Raw genomic sequence first — 23,059 nt, 5'->3', positions numbered from 1 at the left:
ATTTTCACAGAAAAAGACGACAAAAGGAGTCGTCTTTTTCCTATCGGATAGGTTGAATATAGATGTTACCAGAAGAATAGTGGAAGTAAGGCGAGTGAAGCGATACTACCTAACGCGAGGCCCCAGCCCCAACCATAGCCATATCCACCATAATAACCATAACTAAAGCCGCCTAGGTTCCTAGGACGCCCAAGTGGTTGTAAATAAACTCTGTTGCTACTAACATGATGGATGATGCCTCTGTGAATTCTCCCATCACGGGTTCTGATTTCAACAGCTCTACCCCTGTATTTTTGACACAATGCATGATAATGACCAATTGACATAATGTTATCCCCCCATTTCCAATGAGTATACAACATCATATGTAATGATCTTAAGAACATAGAGGACACATATACTAGGGCATTCGTGGAAGTCTAATAAGTTTTGAAAATATTATGAGGAATTACTAGACAACTGTCTATGCATTTTGTTTGTCTTTTCCATATTATTGAGTATCGAGAGCTAACATCATCCGTCTGATCAAACTCATATTGTATAAACCTCCTTAGTAAACCTGTCTTTTAGGCAGGTTTACTGCTTTTGAGCCTAAAGTAATAAGAGATGGGATATTGTCCATTTCGATAATAATTAAATCACATAAACTGATAACAAACGGACATGGAGGTGTTAAATATATGAGTGGTGCAGTTGCTGGAGCAGGTGTAGGCTACGGTGGTGGATTCGCTTTAATTGTAGTGTTGTTTATTCTTCTTATTATTATAGCTACATGTACATAAAGGGTGGTTAATTATTTACTTACTTTAGGTTAAGTTCTAAATTAGTTAGTTGCTGTCACATTTTGATCTGTTACATCAGGATCAACACCAATTGTAATACTTATTCCACTATTAACGAATTGAAAATCTCCAACTCCACCGCCACCTGCTCCGGAAATAGCTTTATCAATGTTTTTCGGGGAAATATTGAATGAATCACCAAAATTTATAACTCCTCCACTTATACTATTAAATTTGATAGGGCCACCGACAATACAAGGCATAAATACCATCCTTTTTCCAATATTTTAAAACTATTATTTATTAATATATGATTTAACTACTTACACGTATAGGGATAAGCTGATAAGAATAATAATTGGGTTGTTTTTTATGTGTCTGAAATATTAAGATTTTAGGCAAAAAGTTTGTAAATAGTAGTCAATCAATATGAAATCTTCGATGTACAAGACGTGGCCCGTTTTTACACAAGTTTAAATAGTAGGAGGTCAATCGTAATAAATATATTGTGGGATAAGGAAGTTGAAGGGCTATCATAAAAGAAAAATGGAATTTTAAAAGATAAAACGTCAACAGCTCCTACATTTTATTAAGCTTTTCAGACCTCTCAACAAAAAAATACATTATAAGTTTTTGATAGTAACTTTAACCACCCTATAACAATAGCATAAATTAAATTACAGGTGTTTTTAGGTCGGGGGAACAAATATGCTGTTCGTTGCATTTGTATACGTGTTAATTATTATTGTCATGCTATTTGAAGAAAACCTTGATACAAACAAAAAAAACCCCATTTCTGTTATTGCTCATCGAGGTGCTTCAGGATATGCACCGGAAAATACAATGGCAGCCTTTGAAAAAGCTTTAGCTCAAAATGCAGATTTTGTTGAATTGGATATTCAAATGACGAAAGATAAGGAATTAATTGTCATCCATGACTCTACTATTAGCAGAACCACTAATGGAAAAGGATTTGTAAAAGATTTTTCATTAAAAGAAATTAAAAAATTTGGTGCAGGTAGTTGGTTTCATCATTCCTTTTCCGGCGAGAAAATTCCGACATTGAATGAAGTGTTGAACCGTTATGAAAATAAAATTGGGATTCTTTTAGAATTAAAAGACCCGCATCTGTATCCAGGAATCGAAAGTAAACTCGTTTCTCTAATAAAAAAAAGGGGATTACACAATCACAATTCACTCATTGTTCAATCGTTTGATCTCAATTCAATTCAACGATTTCATCGATTACTCCCCAATATATCAACAGGAGTGTTAGTAACATCTATGCCTTCTAATGAAGAAATTCATAAATATTCTTCTTTTTGCCAGTACATTAATCTAAATTTTTTAGTAACCGATTCTCATTTTATTAGCCTTTTAAAACGGCAAGGATTCAAATGCTTCATTTGGACTATTAATAATATAGAATCTTATCATATGGTCTCAAAATATAATGTAGAAGGGATTATTACGGATTACCCTGATTTTCTTCAAAAAACCACCCTTAGGCATCTAACAAAGAGAGACGACATAGTATTATTTATCCAAAGGGCATACCAGTTATTTCTTGAATTATATGAACAAATAAAAAAGAACTTCTAATTAACCAAGAAATCCTTTTTATATTGAGATTTTAATCTTTTTCATTTATTTGAATACTACCTGTTATTTCCATCTGATTAGGATTGTTTTTAAACATTTTTCTAGGTCATCAGCATAGAATTAATTTGAAAACCATCTTCTTGACCTTGCTTGTCCTTTTGACTACCTTCCCACTTTGGTAGTCCTTTTTTATATGACTTTTGAAAGTGAAAAAAATTTCCATAATCCTTTTTTTACTTTCAAATAAATCAATTGGGTAGATCAGTTGAATAAAGAAAAAGTGAATGGTAGATAATAACAGCGATTAAATGATATGGAGGTTTTATAAAAATGGGTGTATTGTCGACTTCACCAACAAACATGGATCATTGTATTGAAGCTTGTGCAAAGTGTGCAAGAGCTTGTGAGGAATGTACAACGGCTTGCTTACAAGAACCTGATGTACAAGCAAGAATGAAATGCCTTCAAATGCTAAATGATTGTGCTGAAATTTGTTTACAATCAGTTGCTTTGATGGCTAGAAACAGTGGATTTTCAAAACAACACTGTCAGCTTTGTGCGGATATTTGTGAAGCATGTGCGGTTGAATGTGAAAAATTTAAGGATGATCATTGTCAAGAATGTGCTAGAATCTGCCGTGAGTGTGCGGATTCTTGCAGAAAAATGGCTTCTTAAATTATTAAAGCACACACAAAAAGTGACTAGCAAAAGCTATTCCCTTTTTGTGTGTTTTGCCTTTTTAATGCTTTTATTCCTTAACTATCTTAATTAATTAGTATCCGCCTCCAATATAAGCTTCAAACTTATCATCTAATGTGAATGGTGATGAAGTAGTACTCTTACCAAAATTGTCAAAATTGATGATCTCTGTCTTAACTATGTGTTACTTTGTTGTTTCCTGCTTCGTCATCAACGTCTATTTGCATGTCTTTCGCAGCAGGCATATCCCCATGGCAATCAATCGTGAAGTCTTCACCTGTAGCTACAAATTCAATATCGTATCTTTCTCCAGGAACTACTTCCAATACTTTATTTACTCCTTGGTCATTAGGTTTATTGATCGGTTGGCCATCAACATGAGTTACTTTATAGTTTACAGGGATATGAACTTGGTGAACGATATAACCTGCATTTAAGAATCGTAATTTAACCCGGTCGCCCTTTCTCACCTTTATCTTCGTATGTCTTCCTGTTTATAGTAACATATCGTCCATTTCCATCATTGAGTTAGACCCATTTTTATTCGGAAAACCTTTGTTTTCCTCCTCAGATTCTTTATCATTTTGATTCATTTCCATACCTTCCATGCTTTCCATGTCATCGCTGTTTTCTATTTTGCCTTCATTCTGTTTATCATTGTCTACTTCATCATTACCACCCATTTGCATTTCACTTGGATTAGATTGCGATTCGTCTAAAACAAGTGTATAATCCCGGTCATAATTTGCATCATCTTCTGATTCGACAATAAAGGTTCCATAAAGTCCCTTGTCGAGTTGTTCTTCACCATTTTGATGGCTGTGATACCAATAGGTTCCAGGGGTGTAAGCAACAAACTCATATTTATAATCTTCTCCAGGAAGAACAGCATCCTGAGTGACTCCCAGTATTCCATCTTCTGTATTGGAAAGAGGAACACCATGCCAGTGGATGCTAACTGGCTCATTTATTTCGTTTTTTAATGTCACTCTTACAGCTTCCCCTTGCTTAACCCGAATGGGCTGACCAGGTACCGGTCCATTAAATGTCCAAGCATCAATTGTTTTTGTAGAAGTTAATTTCCATGGGATATCCTTTGCTGTTAATGTAAATTCATTCACCTTTTTACCTTCAAGGTTCTCTTCTTTAGCAGTCGCTTCTGCTTGTTCGGGTGGTTGTTTCTCATTTTGATAAGATGCTGATTGGCAAGCTGCTAAAAAAATGAGAAAGATACTATAACAAAAAATATCCATTTTTTCATGTTGGCTTCCTCCTTAATTAACCGAATAGACACATAAAAAATTAGTGACCTTTTTTCTTTTATAATTTGCCCCTTTATTGGAAGGATTCTTCTAAATAAATTTACAAACCCACAACGTGATAATTGTTTCTAGCTCGGAAATGCATTATCATTCCAACCTCAAAGTAAAAGAAAGATGAAGATTTTTTTAAAGACTATTCATTCCCCGTAAATAAAAGTTTAAAGATTTTATAAAAGGATACATTAGCAATATGAACACAAATTAATTAAGGAGTTTTTAAATTATAACGAAACCGAGGAGGTAAAGATGAAAACACATGAAGGAAACATACAGTATGCAGAAAATACAAAGGAAAAGATAAAGATCATTTTAGTACTCGCAATGCCGGCTGTTATAGAAAACTTTTTTCAGACCATTCTCGGCTTTATTGATACTTACTTTGTTTCAAAAATAGGACTTGCTGAAGTTTCAGCAATTGGTGTGACAAATGCTGTACTGGCGATCTATTTTGCTCTTTTTATGGCCATTGGTGTTGCAGCTAATGTTCGGATCTCAAATTTCTTAGGAGCAAATAAGCCAGAAAAAGCCCGACATATTTCCCAACAATCGATTATATTGGCTATTTTATTTGGCGTAGCTACCGGCATTATTACTTTATTCTTTGCTGGGCCGTTATTAAAACTAATGGGAATTGAAGCAAACGTATTAGAGGCAGGGGAGATTTACTTTAAAATTGTCGCAATCCCTTCTCTATTTATGTCATTAATGTTTGTATTAAGTGCGATCTTAAGGGGAGCTGGAGATACACGTGCTCCTATGAAAGTCAGTATTCTAATAAATGTAGTTAATGCTGTATTAGACTATATTTTAATTTTTGGATTTTGGCTAGTTCCTGAGATGGGCATTGTAGGAGCAGCGTTAGCCACTGTTTTCGCAAGAGTAATCGGAAGTTTTGCTCTACTTTATTATATAAATCGCTCTGCTACCCTTTCTTTTCGAAGGGATTATTGGAAACCGGATAAACAACATATATGGGAATTAACTTCGCTTGGAGGTCCGGCTGCTGGCGAAAGATTAGTCATGAGAATCGGACAAATTGTATATTTCGGATTTGTCGTCACTCTTGGAACAAATGTATTTGCAGCTCACCAAATTGCAGGGAATGTAGAGGTTTTCTCCTATATGATTGGTTATGGATTTGCTACAGCTGCAACCATTCTTGTCGGACAGCAAATTGGAGCAGGGAACATAGATGAGGCAAAGAAATATGCAACTCTGTGTACATGGATTGCTGTAGGTTCGATGACTTTATTAGGAGCTATCCTTTTTATTTTCGGAAGCTGGGCGGGGGGCTTTTTCACAGATGATCAGGATGTCATTACAAGTATCGGAACAGCCTTAAAAGTATCGGGAATTTTCCAACCATTTTTGGCATTATTACTCATTCTCACGGGGGCATTCCAAGGTGCGAATAATACGAAATTTCCAATGTATCTAACAGCAGTAGGAATGTGGGCAATTCGTACATCACTTGTATATCTATTAGGAATTCAACTTGGTTGGGGACTTCTCGGTGTCTGGCTTGCAATTGGTATAGACATTGCTTTTAGAGCGGTGGTATTAACTGTACAATTCGTACGAGGAAAATGGATTGCTGTTAAGAAAGATGATGTTGAATCTGAATGTCATCCACAGACGACTAAAGAAACCATGTCTGGATGTGTTAATAATTATTAAGAACAAGCAGTTTATCTATGCAGTAAGTTTTTACATAACTTTAAATGCCAGAGAAGAATAAGGAACAGGAAAGGATATAAGAAAGCAGAGTGCCACAGCTTCCATTTTACATGGGTGAAAAAGTCAGTTTGCTCAGAAAACCATTCAAAAATAACAGAAAAAATGGACCATCCGATTATGTAGCTAATTTTATATTTGTTTCTTTTTTCAAAAGGATAATAATTTAGAAATAATATGGTGATTGCAGGATAAATAAGAAAAGGAACTAGGAAATCAGACCACTGGATACTTTTATCGAAATAATAATATAATGTAAGCTTAAAATCTAAGGCCATGTCAATAACATGTCCCCATACTAGGGAATACAAAGAAGTAATATACATTTCGGCTTTACTAAGTCTTTTTGGTATAAAAATAGCTATTAAATTTAGGGTGAATAATGCAAAAAATATAAATAGCATGTGATTATCTCTGCCCCTTCCTTAATATGTATTAGTTCTGTTCCTAAACAACCTATTTATACCATCAGTAAAGAAAATTAGATAAATTTTGTAGGAAATAACCTATGAAAATTTCCTTTTCATTAATTAAATACCTTAATAGAAATTGTAAAATTCGCAGAAGATAGATCAAATATATGAATGGTTGGTTAGAGGAACCATCACTTTCAGAAAATCGTGACAAATTGGCAAACAAATAAAAAGGAGGTATTAAGGTTGACTGAAAATAACAAAAAACTGACTTCAGGTGAGATTTCACAGTTATGGTCCAATTACATGAAAGACAGTATGTATGCTTTTATATTTTAAAAAAACGGTAGAAGATGCGGAAATAAGTACCTTAATAGACTTTGCATTAGAGTTATCACAAAAACATAATTCAAAAACTAACCATAATCTTTCAAAATCAAAATTATCCTATTCCATATGGATTCACCGAAGACGATGTGAATTTGTCCTCACCTAAATTATTTACAGATAATTATTATTCTATCCTATTTACATCAATGGAGTGGTGTAGGATTAGATTCATATAGTCTTTCATTGCTGTTAGCAGCACACCAGGATGTTATTCGATATTTTTCCAATTGCATTGATGAAACTAAGGAGCTTTTAAATCGGACAAAGGAAGTAATGTTGGCCAAAGGAATGTTTATTAGATCCCTTTATATTCCTACTCCAAACAAGGTTGATTTTGTTCACAAACAAAGCTTTATGGCTGGATGGTTTGGGGAGCGTAGACCATTGACTACATTCGAAATTACAAATTTATTTACAAATTATCAGAGGAATTGTTTGGCAAAAGCAACATTTATTGGTTTTAGTCAAGTTGCTGAACATAAAGAAGTCATTCAATTTATGCTAAGAGGAAAAGATTTGGCTTCTCAACATATTAAAAGATTTGCTTCTATTTTGCAAGCCAGTGACCTTCCTGCTTCTGAAGCATGGGATGCAATGGTAACTTATTCTACATCTCCAGTTTTTTCTGACAAGCTAATGATGTTTCATATATCAACGTTACTCAATCGTGGTGTAGGTTTTTATTGAACAAGTTTAGGAGTAAGTTCAAGGCGTGATTTAGGAGCACATTATCTTAAAATTTTAGGGGGATTATTAGTATTTGCAGAGGACATGGCGAATTTAATGATCGATAAGGGATGGTTGGAACAGCCACCAAGTATGGTAAATCGAGATGAATTAACTAATTAGAAGGGGATCATGTAATATGATTTGGAAAAGAGATGAAGTACTAGAAGCTATAGTGTGGAGTATGTTTTAGTCTAATTTTAAGAAAGTGTTTTCAAGAAAAAAGTCAAGGTGCAATGATGATTGCCCCTTGACTTTGCCCCTATATTACTTCAATCACCCAAGGAAAAGCGATCACTTCTTCTCCAAATTTAAATTCTCCCCAAAGTTTGTATATACCTTTTTCTTCAAAATGAGCAACAAAGACAGTCTCATGATTAGAGATGGGGTGAACATGAATAAACTTCTCTACTTTTTCATCAATGATCACGACATGTCCTAATGCACCTAAATAAGGATCAGGTGAGATATCCCCCTTGAAGTCAAAACGAAGCATAACGTCTTGTCCAACTTCAAAAGGATCATGAGTTAGTTCAACCGTTTTTCCATTAATAACCTTTTTACCTTCTGTGTTGACCTTTAGATTATCATTGTCAAAATGAGTGTGAGAAGATTTATTTAAATCTAATGAATTCGGTTCAATAAGATACTGCTTTTCGTTTGGGTTTATATCAATAAAAACTTTATATGACTTGCTGATCAGAGGAAGGTTTACCTCATATGTGTGTTTATCTTTCTGTTCTGGGTGAACATGATAAAACTCTTGTAAGTCATTACTGACTACAATTACGTGCATATATTTTTCATGAGTTAATAGTAATTCTGGTGCGTTCCCCTCTTCATCTTCTAGATGAATTTGTAAAGTGGGATCATGATAGGAAAGAGTAATTTGAATTTCGTTTTTTGTAGTGACCATGTGCACTCGATGGTGTTGCATATCTTGGTGTTGATGATGATGTTGTTCCATTTGAATCCTCCTATCTTTGAAGGTGACTAAGGTCGCAAACTTTTACCGTACATTTCCGTTTTGAATCTCTCTAACATTTAGTATTAAAAAATTTAGTTGATCATTTACTCTCAAGTCTTATTAATAGGAGTAATTAATTAAACCTAGATGGAGCCTGTTCGTTGTTAGAAATTTGGTGATAAGGATTAAAACTTTGGTTGTTTAAGGGATTCATTGCTTGCTGTTGTTCGTTAGTCGTTGCATTTGGATGAGTCATCCAACCCATTTGTTCTCCTAACATTTCATGTTGTTTAGCTATTTGGGATTGTTGCATAGCCATTTCTACATGAATGTGTTTTACATGAGGGTCCTTCATATTTGTTGAAGAAATAAAATTATCATTGGCCATTGCGGTGGCTGTAAAATGTGCATCAAGTGCCATATCCTTATCCTCTAATCCTATTTCCATTATGGATTGTTGAGTGTTTATTTGGAACCCATTTTGTGGGATAGGTGGAAGTGTGACTTGTTTTGAATGATTTGGATCAAGAAGCATATTCATCACTTGGACATGATTTTTCATCGTACCAATTTGTTGACCCAATATATTTAATAATTGTTGGTTTTTAGTGATCTTTACATAAAGATCAAGTCGTTTGATAACGCCTTCATGTGCGGATAAGTGGTTAACCATAAGCCCTACGTCAATTGTTTTTAACATTTGTTTTCCTCCTTGTAAAGATCGTTTTCTTAGTTAGCTTGTTCAAAAAAGAATATATTTATGAATAAGAAAGGGATATTCATTTGACACACTTTAGATGTCATTGGTAACAAAACCAAGGATATCCTTACAACAATACTGGGCAAGGGTCTATACCCCTTGGAATATGGACACATACACTATCTCGAATCAAAATAAGGGGAGATACGGAATGGAAAGACTATACTTTGGAAATTACGGTGGATATCCTAGTTATGGCTATCATCATATTCCCCTGGTTATGGCTATTAATAAGATAAAGTAAAAGCCCTTAACAATTGAGTGAAGGGTTCCGTTTTGAGGTGCTTTTTCAAAAAAACCAGCTAACTGACAACTAAATTGCCATAGAAAATGGCAGAATAAAAGCAAAAAACTCGTCTATCTTTGTAAGGAGTTCCGTTTAGGGAGAGAAAATCCAAAATAGCAAGTCAATTAGCAGACCATTTCGCATAGCGATTTGGTCTTAATTTTTTATTGATATATCAGGGTTTATAGACAATTTACTATGGAAATAACTGTACTATTAACAGTCAAATTAACAAATGGACAATAATTATTGTCCTATGTAAAATTGTTATGCTAATTGGGTTGCTATTTCTATTGGTAAAAACTACTCGGAGAAAGGATGTCAAAAAGATGAAGAAGTGGAACTATATTAAGCCTAAAAACCTTAATGCAGAGATACCTGATTGGCGTATATCCGAGCACACACGGAATATTGTGGCAGCCTTTTCTGAGTACAGCGAATACACAGAAAGTGAAGTTGTAGATAGATTTTTAAAGAATCTTCTAACCGATGATGACTTTGTTACTTGGGCAAAAAATAAACGAAATAATAAACGATTGTTGAAACAACTTGGAATAGAGGAAACGGAGGAGATATAGTTGGCTCAATTAAAGCGTTTAGCCAAGAAAGATGAGGAGGATGTTGCAATTCAAATACCTTTATCTTCAAGTGAAATCTCTGATAGAGTATTGCAATATGTAGAATTGGATCCAAGTAGATTCTCAAAAAGATATAATGACCTGCTGTATCGTCCTGTATCTTTTACCTTAAATGGCGAAAAACATCAAATTCAATATAATTTTTGCACTAACCCATATTGTAAATGGCACGGTTTACCACAAGAGAAATTTACATCGGTTAAATCAAAACCAAGCCGTTATCGATTAAGTGGACGTGGAAAAGGAGAACGCCAATCCATTATATGTAATGATGATCCAGTGGGTGCAATTAAAGGAATGACTTGGGGATGCATTACGATGCCTGTCTCTAATTGGTCAGTTGCTGAGGAGATAAAAAGGTTGGTTCGTATCGACACGATTAAAGATATGGAGCCAGACTATCAATTCCATAAGGAAAACTGTGATAATGGAGATGCGACTCCCTTTAGAGAACCGAATCTCTTTTATAAACAAGGAAAAAGTAAAGTAGGTGCTCAAGTTTGGCAGTGTAAAACCTGTAAAAAGAAAACAAATTTACAACATATAATCAAAAGAGAAATGACATTCTACCTTCATTTACAAGAGACCTATTAAATAGAACTCCTGTAACTCGTACTTGCGAGAAACTTGAAATCGGCGTAAGTACCTACTATCACAAATTAGAATGGGGTATATCGAAGATGTTTGGAGTTTCTCGAACGTCACGAAAAAGCTACTCTTGCTCGAATGGAATTTCCACAAATATGGTTGAATACCGATAAAATGATATATAGCTTGAACAACGTGCGAAAAAAAGGTCAAGGAGGCAGGGAATTTGATGATGTAGAAGAGTCTCAATTTCCCACCCATATCGTTGTTACCGCAGATGTACATTCGCAATATATGTTTCGAACAGATGTTGCTTAGGATTGGGATATTGAACTAGACGAAATCAAATTGGATACTGTCCTTTTAAAAGAAGACCATTTAAATGAATTTTGCCGAAAAAATGCTCGTTTTAAAGACCGTTCATATTTCCCGCAACCTCCAACACCAAATGATACACAAACTGAAAATGAGTATAAAGCTGCACTAAAGAAATATGAGCGTAGAGGGAAATATGTTGAGGGACTACACGTTAATTCTACCTATACGACTATCGCTCACCTTTGGCTTGTCAAACAACTTGTAAATGCATCAGAATCGTTTTGTCACTGATAAAGATAGTTCATTAATTACTGCTTTTTCTCGTGTTTATAAAGACGAAATTCGCCTATCAGATGCTCACCATTTTATAAGCCAAGTCGATAAAAGCAAGACGTTCAAGCAATGTTTTCAAGAGTATAAAGAAGGTAGAGGAGAATTGCTTAGCTGGGGTTCATCGCTGATGCACGATACTCGTTCTATTTGGGATTTAGGTTATCTTAAACTTCTTGATTTGTTTCAAGATACAACCTTTCACGAAGAAGTAGTAATTGGTTCGGATTCCTATCCAAAATAGGGTTAGCTAGCCCTATTCTCTTCCCAACTGTTCATACTTAATTAGCTTTACCTTCATATCAGAGCTTGTTTCTTTGTATCTGTTTTTAAAACTGAAACTTGGATTATCAAGTCTGATAGTAATAAAGTCTAATAAAAATTGATGACCCTCAACTTCAGGATCAGTCAACCTAACTGCTAACCTCATTTTATAGTATACATCAGAAGGATTTTTTGTGTGGTCTAAAATTAGGTGTACTCGATTTGCCTTCTCAATGTGCCAGGACATTTCCTTTCCGTACTTTTCAGTTATTATGTTATTTAACTTAGGTTCGACCAATTTGAGAAGAATTTCCTCAGATGTAGCATCTACCTCTTTCTTTACCTTACCTTCTTTTGATACTTCAGCGTTTGCACTATAACTAGTATTGATGAATAAAATTAAACCTAAAATAAGAATTAATAACTTTTTCATACACTCACCTCAACTCTTTTGGTGATAATATTCCCTTATCATATTTTTTAATCCAATAATATCCTGCAAGTTTTTCACATTAATCTTTAAGCAACTATATTTGTTCAGCCCAAGGAACTTCATAATATTACCCACCTATGAGAACGCTATTATTGAGGTGGTTTAAATGATATTAAAAACACTATTGGCAATAAGCCTAATGTTAAATTTACCTGTATATGCTAAAAGAGATTATGTTCCTCCTTCACCGAAAATAGTAAAGTTTTATACAGGTATTCCCGAAAAGGATAATTGGGTGACGGTTCCAGAGGGTACAAAAGAAATAACAATCAATGTTGAAGCTCTTAACACAGAAACAGTAGTGTTTTGGTTAATCCCAACAGGAACTGAAACTTGGTATGAAAGAAAACTTATTGGGTACGACATAAAGGATGACAAAGACAACAATTTCTCATTAACTTGGAATATACCTCAACATTTGCACGACCATTTGGAAGTGCAAGCATTAGGTGAGAATGAAATTGCTCGTTCAAGTATAAATATAACGTCAACTCCGTAGCTAAACCTTGAATTTTGTCATAGGAACTATGATAAGTATCCCTCAAATTATGTTTTCTAAAAAGAATTAAAGGATGTGGTTATTATCAAGATATTAAAAATAATCATCTTGTTTATTGTTCTTACCTTCTCAATTTCAAACGGAGCTGAAGCCCACTACACAAGTGAAGAATTTCAACAATCACTTTTTAACATCGGTTTTAAGGAAGTGAATGCTGCATTGCAAGAAAGTAAAGACCACTTTAAAAAGGATATTGCACTGCCAGTACAAATACCTCCACTAGAATTTACACACAGTTTCGGAAGGTTAAGTGATTTAGATGGAGACATAAATGACGGATTTGAAATTGAATACCGACATAAAAATAAACCGAAAAACCACTATATGATTATGGTCAAGCCAGTTAAATATGGATTACCAATTAGGAAGGAACATATCGACCAAACTTTCAAACTTAAAGATGGGAATAAGGCAATTTATAGTACAAATATTGCTAGAGGATTTAATTTGTTGGTATTCGAAAAAAACGGTTGGCAGTATATTTTAAATATCAATAAATCTGTTTCAGACCAAGTACACCCAGAAATATTATTAGAGATAGCGAATTCTATACGTCAATAGGAATAACCACTTAAAAAGAATCGGTCATTAAAACCGATGCTTTTTTGTGCTATTTCAATTGTTAATTTAACTACTAAATGAGTAGTTATTTATGGTGAGAAATTAGATTTTCCCTCCCATAACGGAACCCCTTACTATCTTTGGACGGGTTTTTTTATTAAAAAAATGAGACTTTAAATAAGGAGGAATATTTTTTAAAATTCATTCAAGCCCGGTAAGTGGTAAAGAAACTACTTGGAAACCAGATGACGATGGATGTGGTTGTTAGTATGTATTCCTAGGTCATACAACCAATAATAAAATACAACTATTCTAGAACAAATCGATTTCCCTTGTTTATCAAGGGAATCGACCTGCTCTATTTTGGGTTTCAGATTCTTAAATGCGAAAAACGTTCACTAAACTGAAGCCTTGATAGTAATGGAGGTCCTAATAAACAACCGTCTACGGCGAATACTTTTGGAAAGAGCCTAAAACTTGTTAAGATAGGATACCAGACCATTATGAATCAAATTCAGTAAAGATTTCGATGCACCTTGATTTCCATGCCAATTTTTCATTATTACCTGTTAACCAGCAGGATAACCGTTGTACAGAAATGTCATAACAGCAAACCAATCGAACACACCTGCCGTAGCCAGATTTTTAGTTTTCACAGATCGAACAACACCGAAACAAGCTAATAATGCCACCATACCAAAGATAATAACTAATCCCATTTGAAACCTCCTCTTACGCCTCTTTTAGATGAATTTTACCAAATAAAGTTCTAAACAATGAATAAGTAAACGAGTTCTAAAATACATTCGAATTTTAACTAGTTAGAAAATCTGACTTTTTTTAGCTCACTAAAATAAATCTTTAGCTTTTTTACGAAATGTTGGAGATACCCTAAATACGCTACTATTTTTCATTTTACGTCTAAGTGATATTTGTTTACCCTAATTTAAGCATTGGCTGCATGGTAAACAGAAATCCATATATGAGGGCACCAATTAACATGGTGGTTGTGAAACCAAATGTCAAAGAAATGATGGCTGCAAGTATGGATCCAGAAACCGTCATCATCCCATTCAGTCCCAAACTTGCCCCGAATTGTAAAGGTTTCATTTTACTGAGACCGAAAGGAAACGGCATTCCCATAAAAAAACCTAGGGGAACCAAGATTAATCCTATTATCCACATCATCTCTGTCTGCGTAAGAAAAGATGAATAATCATTTATCCAATTGATGATAAAATGTGCTCCTAGCGCCATAATCCCGACCATCAATAATGGAACATATCTCCTACGAATGAACCAGCTAGTTGTAGAAAATAAACTACCAAGACCTCCAGATACCAGCAAAACGCCTAGTACAAGGACAAAAGACAACGTTGGATGGCCTAAAGGAAGAATTAAACGTTGTACCAATGTCACCTCAATCAACATAAATCCAATCGCAAGTCCCGAAAAATACATGACATGCCCCCACTGGAAGCCACTTCTCTTGGATATAAAAAGGGTGGTGAAAACAGTCATAAGAAGTACGATCACGAGACTCCAGGGAATTTGATTGGTTTGATGATAAAAAAAGGGCATATCATCGCGATTGGCATCCACATTTACTAACTCATTTGTCATCAAAGATTGTAAAGATGGAAATTGATCGTAAACGTAAGGAATATGAACTGGAATCTGTTGAATTTGCTGAGAGAGGGTATGTAAATCCGTCGCTGCAGCTTGTGAAAATGGCTTATTTTGAATAATGATCAAAGGACGGGTAACCTGCGTACCATTCATTCCCCATACAACATGGCCTAAATGTTGATAGGTGCCGATGACAGCCATATGATTTTTTAAATTCTCTTCAGAAATCCCTTGTTCTTTAAGGATATTCGTTACTGAAAACAAAATTTTAGTTAGTTCCTTCTCGTCATGGAGTAAAAAAGCAAGCCTTCCCCGTTCTGTAAGTTTGTTTAAGTACTCTTTAATAGCTTCTTGAGTATAGGTGTAATTTTCCGTTAAGGCTAATCCCAGGCCATTTTCCGATTTTTTTGTCACCAAAGAGAGGTAAATCAGATCGTATTGATTTTTCGTTTTCTGAATATAGTTTCGACCATCCGAGACAATAGGTTTGACGTTAGCTTGATTGAATAGATTGCCAGAGAAGTTTTTCGTCTCTTTAACTGCATGAAAACTTGCCTGGTTGATGTCAACCGCCTCGATGTGTGAATAACCCGCCATTTGAGCTGTCAGTACTTCTTGTCCGCCACCTGCCCCGATAATTAAAGCTCGTCCATGTGGTTTGCTTTGAAAAGCAAGAAAACTAGTAGTGGAGCGTAAATAATCGACATCTTTAAGATCACCGGAGTATTTAGATATGGGTGAAACAGCCCCTCCATCGATTGTAATGTAAAGGAGTTCCCCGTCATTGGCATCATATACATCGGTTCGGGTAAAAGCATTCCATTCTGAAAATACGATATTCGCTTCAGGTTGCTCATAAAACGTGGTATTGGGACTCGTGCTGTATGCTTTAAAATCGAGATGTTCAACAAAAGGATTGATTAAATTGAGAAAAAGCAGTATGCCCATCAAACTGTTGAAAAGCTTGAGAGCATAGTGCATTTTTCGAACACTTAACAGATAGTAGGTTGCAAACAACAAGAGGGATAACAAGGAAATCGTGCGAATCGGATTCAATTCATTCATCAAAAAAATTGCTCCAACGGCTCCTAAACCAGCCCCGAGCAAGTCAGAAAAATACAAACGATTTACTTCACGATAATGTTCTTGCATCATCCCGGCTATAAGCCATCCACTGAGAAAAAACGGAATTAAGGCAAGTAGGGAATAAAACCAAATACCTTGATAAGGCAATACATATATCCCATTGACCACGACAACGATGGAAGTAGCATACATTCCAATGATCCTATGTTTTAAACCAAATGACTTGGACTTGTCTTTTAGATAGAAGGTAAAAAAGCCTCCAAGACCAAGACCTAAAGTAGCTAAAGAAATGACTAAAAAGACAAAATTATAGTCTAATATGACGGAAAAAAAGCGAGGTAGAAATACCTCATACACAATGGTCGAGAACGAAACCGAAAATATGATCAACATATCTACAAGTAATCTTGGTCTCCAATTCATTTCATGACACCACTTTCTTATTGATCTACCATTTATCAGTCTGCACAATAGAGAGGATTTAAATCCCCATTAATTCCACACTTTACCATAGGGGCTTTTGTCGAATATATTTAGGAAGTTCGTTTAAGGAGTGTTTGTTATACAAATACTCAATAGAATGGAAAGTTGCTTTAAAATGTTTATGGAATCAAAGAAGAAATTTTTACAACAAATAGAGGAAATACTTTGTCATAAAGAAGAAATTGTATCAAAATATCTCTTTGAGAACCATGAAAGTTCTTATTATAAGGCTGTTTTCGTAAGACCATACGTGAAAACTTGATATAATCGTATCCAAGGAGACGTTTGAAATTACAGGTGTAGTGGATCAAGACAGCAAAAACAGGGGAGCAAAGGATTATTTCGGCTTGTCAAAAACCGAATTATACAATTTGTAAATATACTGAAGTGTATAAAATAAAGGGGATTTTAGCTTGGCTTTGGAACTTATATAGACATTGTTCGTCTAACAAAATAAGGGGGAAGTCACTCTAATTATTCTTTCTGGAGCTCTTTTGTTAGGACTAAGCGCTTGTTCCAGCCAGAATGGACAATTAAGTAATAATAACTAAAGTGCTGTTAATGGTAAAGAACAAGTCGATAAGGTTGCCGGAAAAAATGATGTCAGAGAAATAGTTTGGGGGCAACTGTCCTCACAACAAAAAGAGCGAATTGATGGTACTTGGAAAGATGGGAAGGTATCTAAAATTACTCTGAATGAAAATATGATAAGTCAAGTTGATGATAAATCATATGAAGGAAAAGAGGTATATTGATTGATTTTCCTACAAAAAGTAAATCCATACCAAACAATATGATTGTATATGCAGACGTAACTACCTTTAAGTACATAGGTAATGATCTTGTAGATTAGTACAATTAAAAATGGGGGTTTTTAATACGCCCATATATAAATGAAAAACCACAAAGGTTTAAAAACAGCCTATTATAAAATTTTAGATAATAATGCTGCTCCAACTATTGTCATACACCAAAAGATTTAGAAACAACCTGTTGGGAATCTTTTTTTTAGATTTTTTAGGTTTAAAGTTACTGCTATAACAGCCCATTTTAATCCTCCTACAGATTTTATAATGTTGTAAGTATATTATGAATCGTTTCCGTTCACGGTCCTTTTTAGTGGTGTACTTTAACAATAAAGTGATCTTCATGCCCTAAGATATAGGTACTACCACATGCCCTTCAAGCTGAAGGTTTAATGGAAATCCCTTTTACAAAGGGTGCTGGTAGAATGGATAGGCTAAGAAGATTAGTTGATATTAATTACCAACAGTATACATATTGTTTTTTTAAATCTATAATAGATCAACTTAATATTGAACTATGTATTGAAAAATACTTATAAAAGGAGATTGATTTCTTAATGAAGGTCTTAGATCGTCATTTTGTGGTTGCTTTTGCTTCAATTATGCTGGTTTATTTATTTTTTTTAAGTCGTTCTGAATGGGATCCAATGCATGCCTGGAACAGAGCGTTTGCGGATGTATCTTTAGTATTACTGGTAGTAACTCTTATGATCGGACCATTGAGCAGATTAATTCGATTATTTAATCGATACTTGTCTTGGAGACGTGAGCTGGGCATTTGGACGGCTATTACTGCTTTTGTACATGTTTATATTCTTTTCGACGGCTGGTTTAAGTGGCAGCTGATTAGGGTGATTGCCGGAATAGATCAAGCAACTGGCCAGTTATTTTTTGATCCCGGCTTTACCCTTGCGAATCTTATTGGATTAATAGGATTTATTTATGTTTTATTATTGGCTCTGATTTCTAATAAAAAAGCAATTAAATTTTTGGGTAAGCCCGCATGGGATTATCTCCAGCAAAAAAGCAGCATTTTATATATGTTAATTGTCATCCATACCACATTCTTTCTCTTTTTTTACAGAATTGGCAATGGAAATTGGCTGCAAAAGCCCTTTCTTATTTTTATTACTGTCATGTTTATATTACAATGGTCCGTTTTTTTTCTTACCGTACAGAAAAAGCGATCATAGTCAAGTAACTAAATAAGCAACTAGTCCACCATTGCATACCAATAAAGCGAAGAAAAATTGATAGAAAATAATGGAGACTGCCAAAGACAAGGGACTTTAATGTAAATTTATATTTTTTTCATTTCGTCTACGGCTAATGATCAGTTGTAATAATAGGGGTTCCTATTGTAACTAGTGTTTCCATTTTTTCTTTATTAAACATAAGCCATTGTCTGAAAATTAATTTTTCCTTTAGTTGTTTCAATTTTTCTATCTAATTGAGGAGAGTAACTAGATAGACTGATAACTGTATCATCGATTAAACCTTCATTTACCTCCCCATTTAAATCTAAAATGATATCATGAAGAAAAGCGTTCAACTGTTTTTGTGACATTACTTGGTTGACTTTACCATTAACTGAAACATTGATCTGCGGATTAACACCGATTTTTTCCAAATAGGACTCAAATTTTTGATAATTATCCTGCCAGTTGTCGAGACTGTCTATGGAAACTTCCGCCATAAAGTAGGTATGGAAAGTTTGATCAGAGCCTTCCTCTTTTTGTCCTATTAAGGCAACACGCAGAGCGGTGTTTGAAGATATCTTTCTTTCCCCTTCAGATCGGGGTCCAGATTCCTCGTTAGAAAAAGTCATTGTCACTTGAAATTCACGTTCTACCTTTTCTTTCATTCGCTGAATTTCGTCTTTATTTTGACGGTGATAAACATTTCCATTTTGTTGGAAGATGATTTGTGTCCACTTTATTTATTCCTGTTGTTGTAAGTTTATCAAAGACTCGATACTTTTTACCTTGGAGGAAGCAAAAACATGATTACCAAAATAAATGAGTATAACTAGAATAGGTAGAACAATTAGTATTTTCATATTGTCCTTGTGTGACGTTTTCAATTTCTTGACCTCCTATGAATCTATTATTTGTAGGATGGACAAGAATAGTAGAAAGTATACGCATATTCACATTAATCAAAAAAACATAAAATTTCCTTTTGAAGGGTCTATTGAAAATCTTGAATGTTGTCAAAATATGAATAAACTATAGTGTAACTACCGGATGTTATTGTTATTGATATTTTACTTTGTGCAAAGGGTTTAATTATGATTAAAACAGAAGATTTATTGGTTAATTTTCATTTTGATTTTGATCTCCAGTCTATAAAGTTCATTAATTTGTCATGGAATTGCTAATTTTTAATCAATTTTATTCAAAAAAGATAATGTCATTCATGATATTGTAAAATTAAACTTAAAATAATGGAGGGTTTATAGTGAAACAAAAAAGCTTGTTCCTTTTTCTTCTTTTGGCAATGATGTTCGTGTTGGCTGCTTGTAGTGGTGGAGAGGATACCAACCAAGATACCGGGATGGAAGAAAATGCTGGTCAAGGTGCTGAAAACGGTGAAGGCACAACTGATGAAGGAACCACTGATGGTGATGGAACAGAAGATAATGGTGATGCGGCTGCAAATGCAATCAACATTTCAGCAGTTAACTGGGAGTTTGATAAAGAGGAGTATATGGTTAAAGCTGGAGAACCCGTTACCCTTAACTTTAAAAGCGAAGAAGGGGTCCACGGTCTTGCGATTGAAGGAACGGACATAAATATTCAGCAAGATGGACAACAAGAAGTAACGTTAGAACCGGGTGAATACAAAGTCTATTGCAGCATCCCATGTGGACAAGGACATGCAAATATGACTGCAACACTCGTTGTTCAATAATTTTATTAAAATAGTAGAATACGTTAAATGATTAAAAATGTCGAGTCCCTCTCGACATTTTTTTTGTACGATGGTCATAGCATCAATGGTTCCGGTGTTAAAATATACTGAAAATATCAATTTAGAAAAGAAGTAGTGTTTAGTATGAAAAATCAAAGCATTTTCAGTCTGATTTCTGTTAACAGTAAGAAAACACTAGAGACTAAGTTTTCGTGTACTTTGAAGCAACGGAAGGAAGCTATAATTCAAACTTAAATAAGTGAAGAAATTATGACAAAAAACGATCTTCAATATTTCTACACATTTATACTAGATAATTTATTTTAGGACGATGTTTTTTTAACCCCCTATATGGTCTCCATATTATGGAGACTTTTTTTGAAAATTAATTAGACTGATAAAGTTATATGTTGATAAAAGGCCTAGATTTTTATAGGAGAAGCAACAAAATATACTACAATTTGGAGGAGATTTTGATGAAAGTAGCCAACTCAATTGCAGAACTTATTGGAGATACTCCACTTGTTAAACTAAATCGTGTCGTGAATTCTGATCATGCAGATGTCTATTTGAAGCTTGAATATTTTAACCCAGGCAGCAGCGTGAAGGATCGTATTGCAATAGCCATGATTGAAGCTGCAGAACAAGAAGGGAAATTGAAACCTGGAGGTACGATTGTTGAGCCAACTAGTGGAAATACAGGAATTGGGTTAGCTATGGTAGCTGCAGCAAAAGGATACAAAACCATTATCGTCATGCCAGAAACCATGAGTATAGAGCGTAGAAATTTACTCCGTGCATATGGTGCTGAGCTCGTTTTAACTCCTGGACCAGAAGGTATGGGGGGAGCAATTCGTAAAGCCCAAGAGTTATCGGAGGAAAATCTGCAGTATTTTATGCCGCAACAATTTAATAATCCTGCCAATCCAAAAATCCATCAAGATACAACTGGACAAGAGCTTCTTATACAGGCAGAAAAAATTGGGGGAATCGATGCCTTTGTTTCTGGAATCGGTACAGGAGGTACGATGACAGGGGCAGGTCAGGTGCTGAAGGAAAAATATCCAGTAATACATAATGTAGCTGTTGAGCCAGTAAATTCTCCAGTGCTTTCTGGTGGTAAGCCAGGACCTCATAAGATTCAAGGAATCGGAGCTGGATTTATACCCGATATTTTAAATACAGAAATATATGATGAGATTATTACAGTAGAAAATGAAAAAGCCTTTGCAACTTCGCGTCTTGTAGCTAAAGAAGAAGGGATTCTTGGTGGAATTTCTTCAGGAGCTGCCATTTATGCTGCTTTGAAAGTAGCCGAGAAGCTTGGTCAAGGAAAAAAGGTAATTGCTATTATTCCAAGTAATGGAGAAAGATATTTAAGCACACCTCTATATCAATTCGAAGATTAATTAAAGCTAACGTCAGGAACCGCGATATAAAACTTTAAACATTCTCACTAAAAAAGCCCGATTCCCTCGTCTTTAAAGGAAATTGGGCTTTAACTTATTCCAACACTATCGCTAATCGTTAGTAAATTGGTTACTTTCACTTTTAGCCGGCCAATATTTTTTATATTTCTCTTCATTCTCTGTACCATAGACAGTAAGGTAACAGAAGGATCAACTGTAAGTATTAATTATTTTATATGACTGATTTTCTGTACTTGTAGCATAACGCTCCAACTTTTTGATAATGACATTATGGACTTATAAATGGTTTGTCATAAGCCCTACATCTACTGTTTGTCACATTGATCCCCTAACTTTGTAATGTAAACCTTTATATTTCTATTTGGCATAAATAAGTTTGGTAATCATTCCTCCATGTGTGTGCCTATTATCTGTGTTAATGGAAAGTCTTTGTCAAATAAGCCATCTTTAAAGGTTGTCTATATCAATACGCTTTCTAGAAGCTAAATTAATTTCCTGTTCTTAATATGCCATCCACTTCTACAAAATTTACGCTTACTTAATAAAACCCTGATAGTAAAAGATTGTTGATGAACAACCGACAGGCTGTCGTTATTATAATCAGATTATTAGTGGGAAGACGATATAAGTGAAGAACTCCCTCAATTTAAAAAAGTGTTGTAGTACAGGTATGGTTTTAACGATCGTGAAGGGAATTATGTACATTAATAGATTAAAGGTAATTCATAAATCACACCAATAGGCACCCTTAGTATAAATGACCCCCTTCTGTAATAGGAGTCATTTATATCTTGGAATTAACTTATTATTCATCTTCAAGGTCTTCTATTAATCTCTGCATTTCATCAATTTCTTTACGTTGAGCTTCTATAATTTCATCAGCAAGTTCTCGAACCCTTGGGTCAGTTATTTCTGCACGTTCACTAGTTAATATTGCAATTGAATGATGGGGAATCATGGCTTCCATATAATCTGTATCATCTACAAGGGTTTGGCTACGTAATAGGAAAAGGGAAAGGGAAAACACTACCAAACTCCCTACTACAATCCCAATATTCACTTTGCGATTTTTTAACATATTACGCATAAAAGCTAACATAATAAGAGTCATAGTAGCTCCCATTAATAATGCCATATATGCCCTTGTTTCACTAAAAAATACATGGTCAAATTGAAATGTGCTGAAATACTTGAAAATAAACATTGTAGCAGTGGATATGATAATCATCCCTGCAAATTGGAGATAAGGTTTCATAAAACTCCCTCCCTCTATAAATGTT

Annotated in this window: 27 protein-coding genes and 1 pseudogene; 16 read left to right on the top strand and 12 right to left on the bottom strand. The window is 34.6% G+C overall.

The window, feature by feature from the left end; all coding sequences use genetic code 11:
• Positions 1-65: 65 nt before the first annotated feature.
• Positions 66-326 carry a hypothetical protein gene (locus tag COD11_RS06045; protein WP_098795858.1) on the bottom strand — a complete coding sequence of 87 codons (261 nt, stop codon included), beginning with the start codon at positions 324-326 and terminating at the stop codon, positions 66-68.
• 354 nt (positions 327-680) lie between these two features.
• On the opposite strand from COD11_RS06045, the gene COD11_RS06040 reads away from it, so the two are divergent.
• Positions 681-782 (top strand): YjcZ family sporulation protein, encoded by a 102-nt coding sequence (locus tag COD11_RS06040; RefSeq protein ID WP_098795857.1) that lies wholly within the window; start codon positions 681-683, stop codon positions 780-782.
• A gap of 41 nt (positions 783-823) precedes the next feature.
• Here COD11_RS06040 and COD11_RS06035 read toward each other — a convergent pair whose 3' ends face one another.
• On the bottom strand, positions 824-1,045 hold the full coding sequence (locus COD11_RS06035) for a spore germination protein (RefSeq protein WP_098795856.1): 222 nt from the start codon (positions 1,043-1,045) through the stop codon (positions 824-826).
• 445 nt (positions 1,046-1,490) lie between these two features.
• Here COD11_RS06035 and COD11_RS06030 point away from each other — a divergent pair, with 445 nt between their 5' ends.
• Both COD11_RS06030 and COD11_RS06025 read left to right on the top strand, forming a co-directional pair.
• Positions 1,491-2,384, top strand: a complete 894-nt coding sequence (locus COD11_RS06030; RefSeq protein ID WP_098795855.1) for a glycerophosphodiester phosphodiesterase — start codon at positions 1,491-1,493, stop codon at positions 2,382-2,384.
• A gap of 330 nt (positions 2,385-2,714) precedes the next feature.
• On the top strand, positions 2,715-3,059 hold the full coding sequence (locus COD11_RS06025; protein ID WP_098795854.1) for a four-helix bundle copper-binding protein: 345 nt from the start codon (positions 2,715-2,717) through the stop codon (positions 3,057-3,059).
• 197 nt (positions 3,060-3,256) lie between these two features.
• Here COD11_RS06025 and COD11_RS06020 read toward each other — a convergent pair whose 3' ends face one another.
• Positions 3,257-3,553, bottom strand: a complete 297-nt coding sequence (locus COD11_RS06020; RefSeq protein ID WP_176550997.1) for a cupredoxin domain-containing protein — start codon at positions 3,551-3,553, stop codon at positions 3,257-3,259.
• A 24-nt stretch (positions 3,554-3,577) separates the two neighbouring features.
• Positions 3,578-4,336, bottom strand: a complete 759-nt coding sequence (locus tag COD11_RS06015) for a multicopper oxidase domain-containing protein (protein WP_098795852.1) — start codon at positions 4,334-4,336, stop codon at positions 3,578-3,580.
• Positions 4,337-4,651: 315 nt separating this feature from the next.
• Between COD11_RS06015 and COD11_RS06010 the strand changes: the two genes are divergently transcribed.
• Positions 4,652-6,082 carry an MATE family efflux transporter gene (locus COD11_RS06010; protein WP_098795851.1) on the top strand — a complete coding sequence of 477 codons (1,431 nt, stop codon included), beginning with the start codon at positions 4,652-4,654 and terminating at the stop codon, positions 6,080-6,082.
• A gap of 11 nt (positions 6,083-6,093) precedes the next feature.
• Here COD11_RS06010 and COD11_RS27965 read toward each other — a convergent pair whose 3' ends face one another.
• Positions 6,094-6,465 (bottom strand): CBO0543 family protein, encoded by a 372-nt coding sequence (locus COD11_RS27965; protein ID WP_369689264.1) that lies wholly within the window; start codon positions 6,463-6,465, stop codon positions 6,094-6,096.
• Between the two features lie 491 nt (positions 6,466-6,956).
• On the opposite strand from COD11_RS27965, the gene COD11_RS27960 reads away from it, so the two are divergent.
• Together COD11_RS27960 and COD11_RS27380 are read left to right on the top strand one after the other, a co-directional pair.
• Entirely contained in the window at positions 6,957-7,118 is a 162-nt protein-coding gene (locus COD11_RS27960; RefSeq protein ID WP_098795849.1) for a DUF3231 family protein, read from the top strand.
• A pseudogene (locus COD11_RS27380) lies at positions 7,060-7,791 on the top strand (DUF3231 family protein). The gene COD11_RS27960 and the pseudogene COD11_RS27380 overlap by 59 nt, the downstream one beginning before the upstream one ends.
• Before the next feature lie 139 nt (positions 7,792-7,930).
• Here COD11_RS27380 and COD11_RS05985 read toward each other — a convergent pair.
• Both COD11_RS05985 and COD11_RS05980 read right to left on the bottom strand, forming a co-directional pair.
• Positions 7,931-8,635 carry a hypothetical protein gene (locus COD11_RS05985; RefSeq protein WP_098795847.1) on the bottom strand — a complete coding sequence of 235 codons (705 nt, stop codon included), beginning with the start codon at positions 8,633-8,635 and terminating at the stop codon, positions 7,931-7,933.
• Between the two features lie 133 nt (positions 8,636-8,768).
• Positions 8,769-9,335: a hypothetical protein gene (locus tag COD11_RS05980; protein WP_098795846.1), complete on the bottom strand. Its 567-nt coding sequence runs from the start codon at positions 9,333-9,335 to the stop codon at positions 8,769-8,771.
• 675 nt (positions 9,336-10,010) lie between these two features.
• On the opposite strand from COD11_RS05980, the gene COD11_RS05975 reads away from it, so the two are divergent.
• From COD11_RS05975 to COD11_RS26465, 5 genes are all read left to right on the top strand, one after another.
• Entirely contained in the window at positions 10,011-10,259 is a 249-nt protein-coding gene (locus tag COD11_RS05975; RefSeq protein ID WP_098795845.1) for a hypothetical protein, read from the top strand.
• Entirely contained in the window at positions 10,260-10,913 is a 654-nt protein-coding gene (locus tag COD11_RS05970; RefSeq protein WP_098795844.1) for a hypothetical protein, read from the top strand.
• A gap of 90 nt (positions 10,914-11,003) precedes the next feature.
• Positions 11,004-11,225 carry a hypothetical protein gene (locus tag COD11_RS05965; protein WP_098795843.1) on the top strand — a complete coding sequence of 74 codons (222 nt, stop codon included), beginning with the start codon at positions 11,004-11,006 and terminating at the stop codon, positions 11,223-11,225.
• 30 nt (positions 11,226-11,255) lie between these two features.
• Entirely contained in the window at positions 11,256-11,516 is a 261-nt protein-coding gene (locus tag COD11_RS05960) for a hypothetical protein (RefSeq protein WP_098795842.1), read from the top strand.
• Positions 11,491-11,799, top strand: a complete 309-nt coding sequence (locus COD11_RS26465) for a hypothetical protein (protein ID WP_141549651.1) — start codon at positions 11,491-11,493, stop codon at positions 11,797-11,799. Before COD11_RS05960 ends, COD11_RS26465 begins: the two co-directional genes overlap by 26 nt.
• Positions 11,800-11,811: 12 nt before the next feature.
• Here COD11_RS26465 and COD11_RS05955 read toward each other — a convergent pair whose 3' ends face one another.
• On the bottom strand, positions 11,812-12,252 hold the full coding sequence (locus tag COD11_RS05955; protein WP_098795841.1) for a DUF3888 domain-containing protein: 441 nt from the start codon (positions 12,250-12,252) through the stop codon (positions 11,812-11,814).
• Between the two features lie 166 nt (positions 12,253-12,418).
• On the opposite strand from COD11_RS05955, the gene COD11_RS05950 reads away from it, so the two are divergent.
• Positions 12,419-12,811: a hypothetical protein gene (locus tag COD11_RS05950; RefSeq protein ID WP_255301547.1), complete on the top strand. Its 393-nt coding sequence runs from the start codon at positions 12,419-12,421 to the stop codon at positions 12,809-12,811.
• A 75-nt stretch (positions 12,812-12,886) separates the two neighbouring features.
• Complete coding sequence (locus COD11_RS05945) at positions 12,887-13,432, top strand: hypothetical protein (protein ID WP_255301546.1); 546 nt, start codon at positions 12,887-12,889, stop codon at positions 13,430-13,432.
• 569 nt (positions 13,433-14,001) lie between these two features.
• On the opposite strand, the gene COD11_RS05940 is transcribed toward COD11_RS05945, so the two are convergent.
• Both COD11_RS05940 and COD11_RS05935 read right to left on the bottom strand, forming a co-directional pair.
• Entirely contained in the window at positions 14,002-14,151 is a 150-nt protein-coding gene (locus COD11_RS05940) for a DUF2759 family protein (protein WP_098795840.1), read from the bottom strand.
• Between the two features lie 217 nt (positions 14,152-14,368).
• Positions 14,369-16,570, bottom strand: a complete 2,202-nt coding sequence (locus COD11_RS05935; RefSeq protein ID WP_098795839.1) for a spermidine synthase family protein — start codon at positions 16,568-16,570, stop codon at positions 14,369-14,371.
• A gap of 1,423 nt (positions 16,571-17,993) precedes the next feature.
• Between COD11_RS05935 and COD11_RS05920 the strand changes: the two genes are divergently transcribed.
• Complete coding sequence (locus COD11_RS05920; protein ID WP_098795837.1) at positions 17,994-18,629, top strand: ferric reductase-like transmembrane domain-containing protein; 636 nt, start codon at positions 17,994-17,996, stop codon at positions 18,627-18,629.
• 194 nt (positions 18,630-18,823) lie between these two features.
• On the opposite strand, the gene COD11_RS05915 is transcribed toward COD11_RS05920, so the two are convergent.
• The gene (locus COD11_RS05915; protein WP_483296277.1) at positions 18,824-19,309 is read right to left on the bottom strand and encodes a YwmB family TATA-box binding protein; all 486 of its coding nucleotides are present in this window, start codon (positions 19,307-19,309) and stop codon (positions 18,824-18,826) included.
• Positions 19,310-19,896: 587 nt separating this feature from the next.
• Here COD11_RS05915 and COD11_RS05910 point away from each other — a divergent pair.
• Positions 19,897-20,349: a cupredoxin domain-containing protein gene (locus tag COD11_RS05910; RefSeq protein ID WP_255301545.1), complete on the top strand. Its 453-nt coding sequence runs from the start codon at positions 19,897-19,899 to the stop codon at positions 20,347-20,349.
• A gap of 473 nt (positions 20,350-20,822) precedes the next feature.
• On the top strand, positions 20,823-21,758 hold the full coding sequence (cysK, locus tag COD11_RS05905; protein WP_176550995.1) for a cysteine synthase A: 936 nt from the start codon (positions 20,823-20,825) through the stop codon (positions 21,756-21,758).
• Positions 21,759-22,584: 826 nt separating this feature from the next.
• On the opposite strand, the gene COD11_RS05900 is transcribed toward cysK, so the two are convergent.
• Positions 22,585-23,034, bottom strand: coding sequence for a DUF305 domain-containing protein (locus tag COD11_RS05900; protein WP_098795859.1), 450 nt, complete (start codon positions 23,032-23,034; stop codon positions 22,585-22,587).
• Positions 23,035-23,059 lie beyond the last annotated feature (25 nt).

The sequence above is a fragment of the Bacillus sp. AFS040349 genome, assembly GCF_002577655.1.
In the GTDB taxonomy this organism is placed as follows: Bacteria; Bacillota; Bacilli; order Bacillales; family Bacillaceae; genus Metabacillus.
Note: the sequence above shows the minus strand (reverse complement) of the source record. Positions and strands in the feature narration are given on the sequence as shown.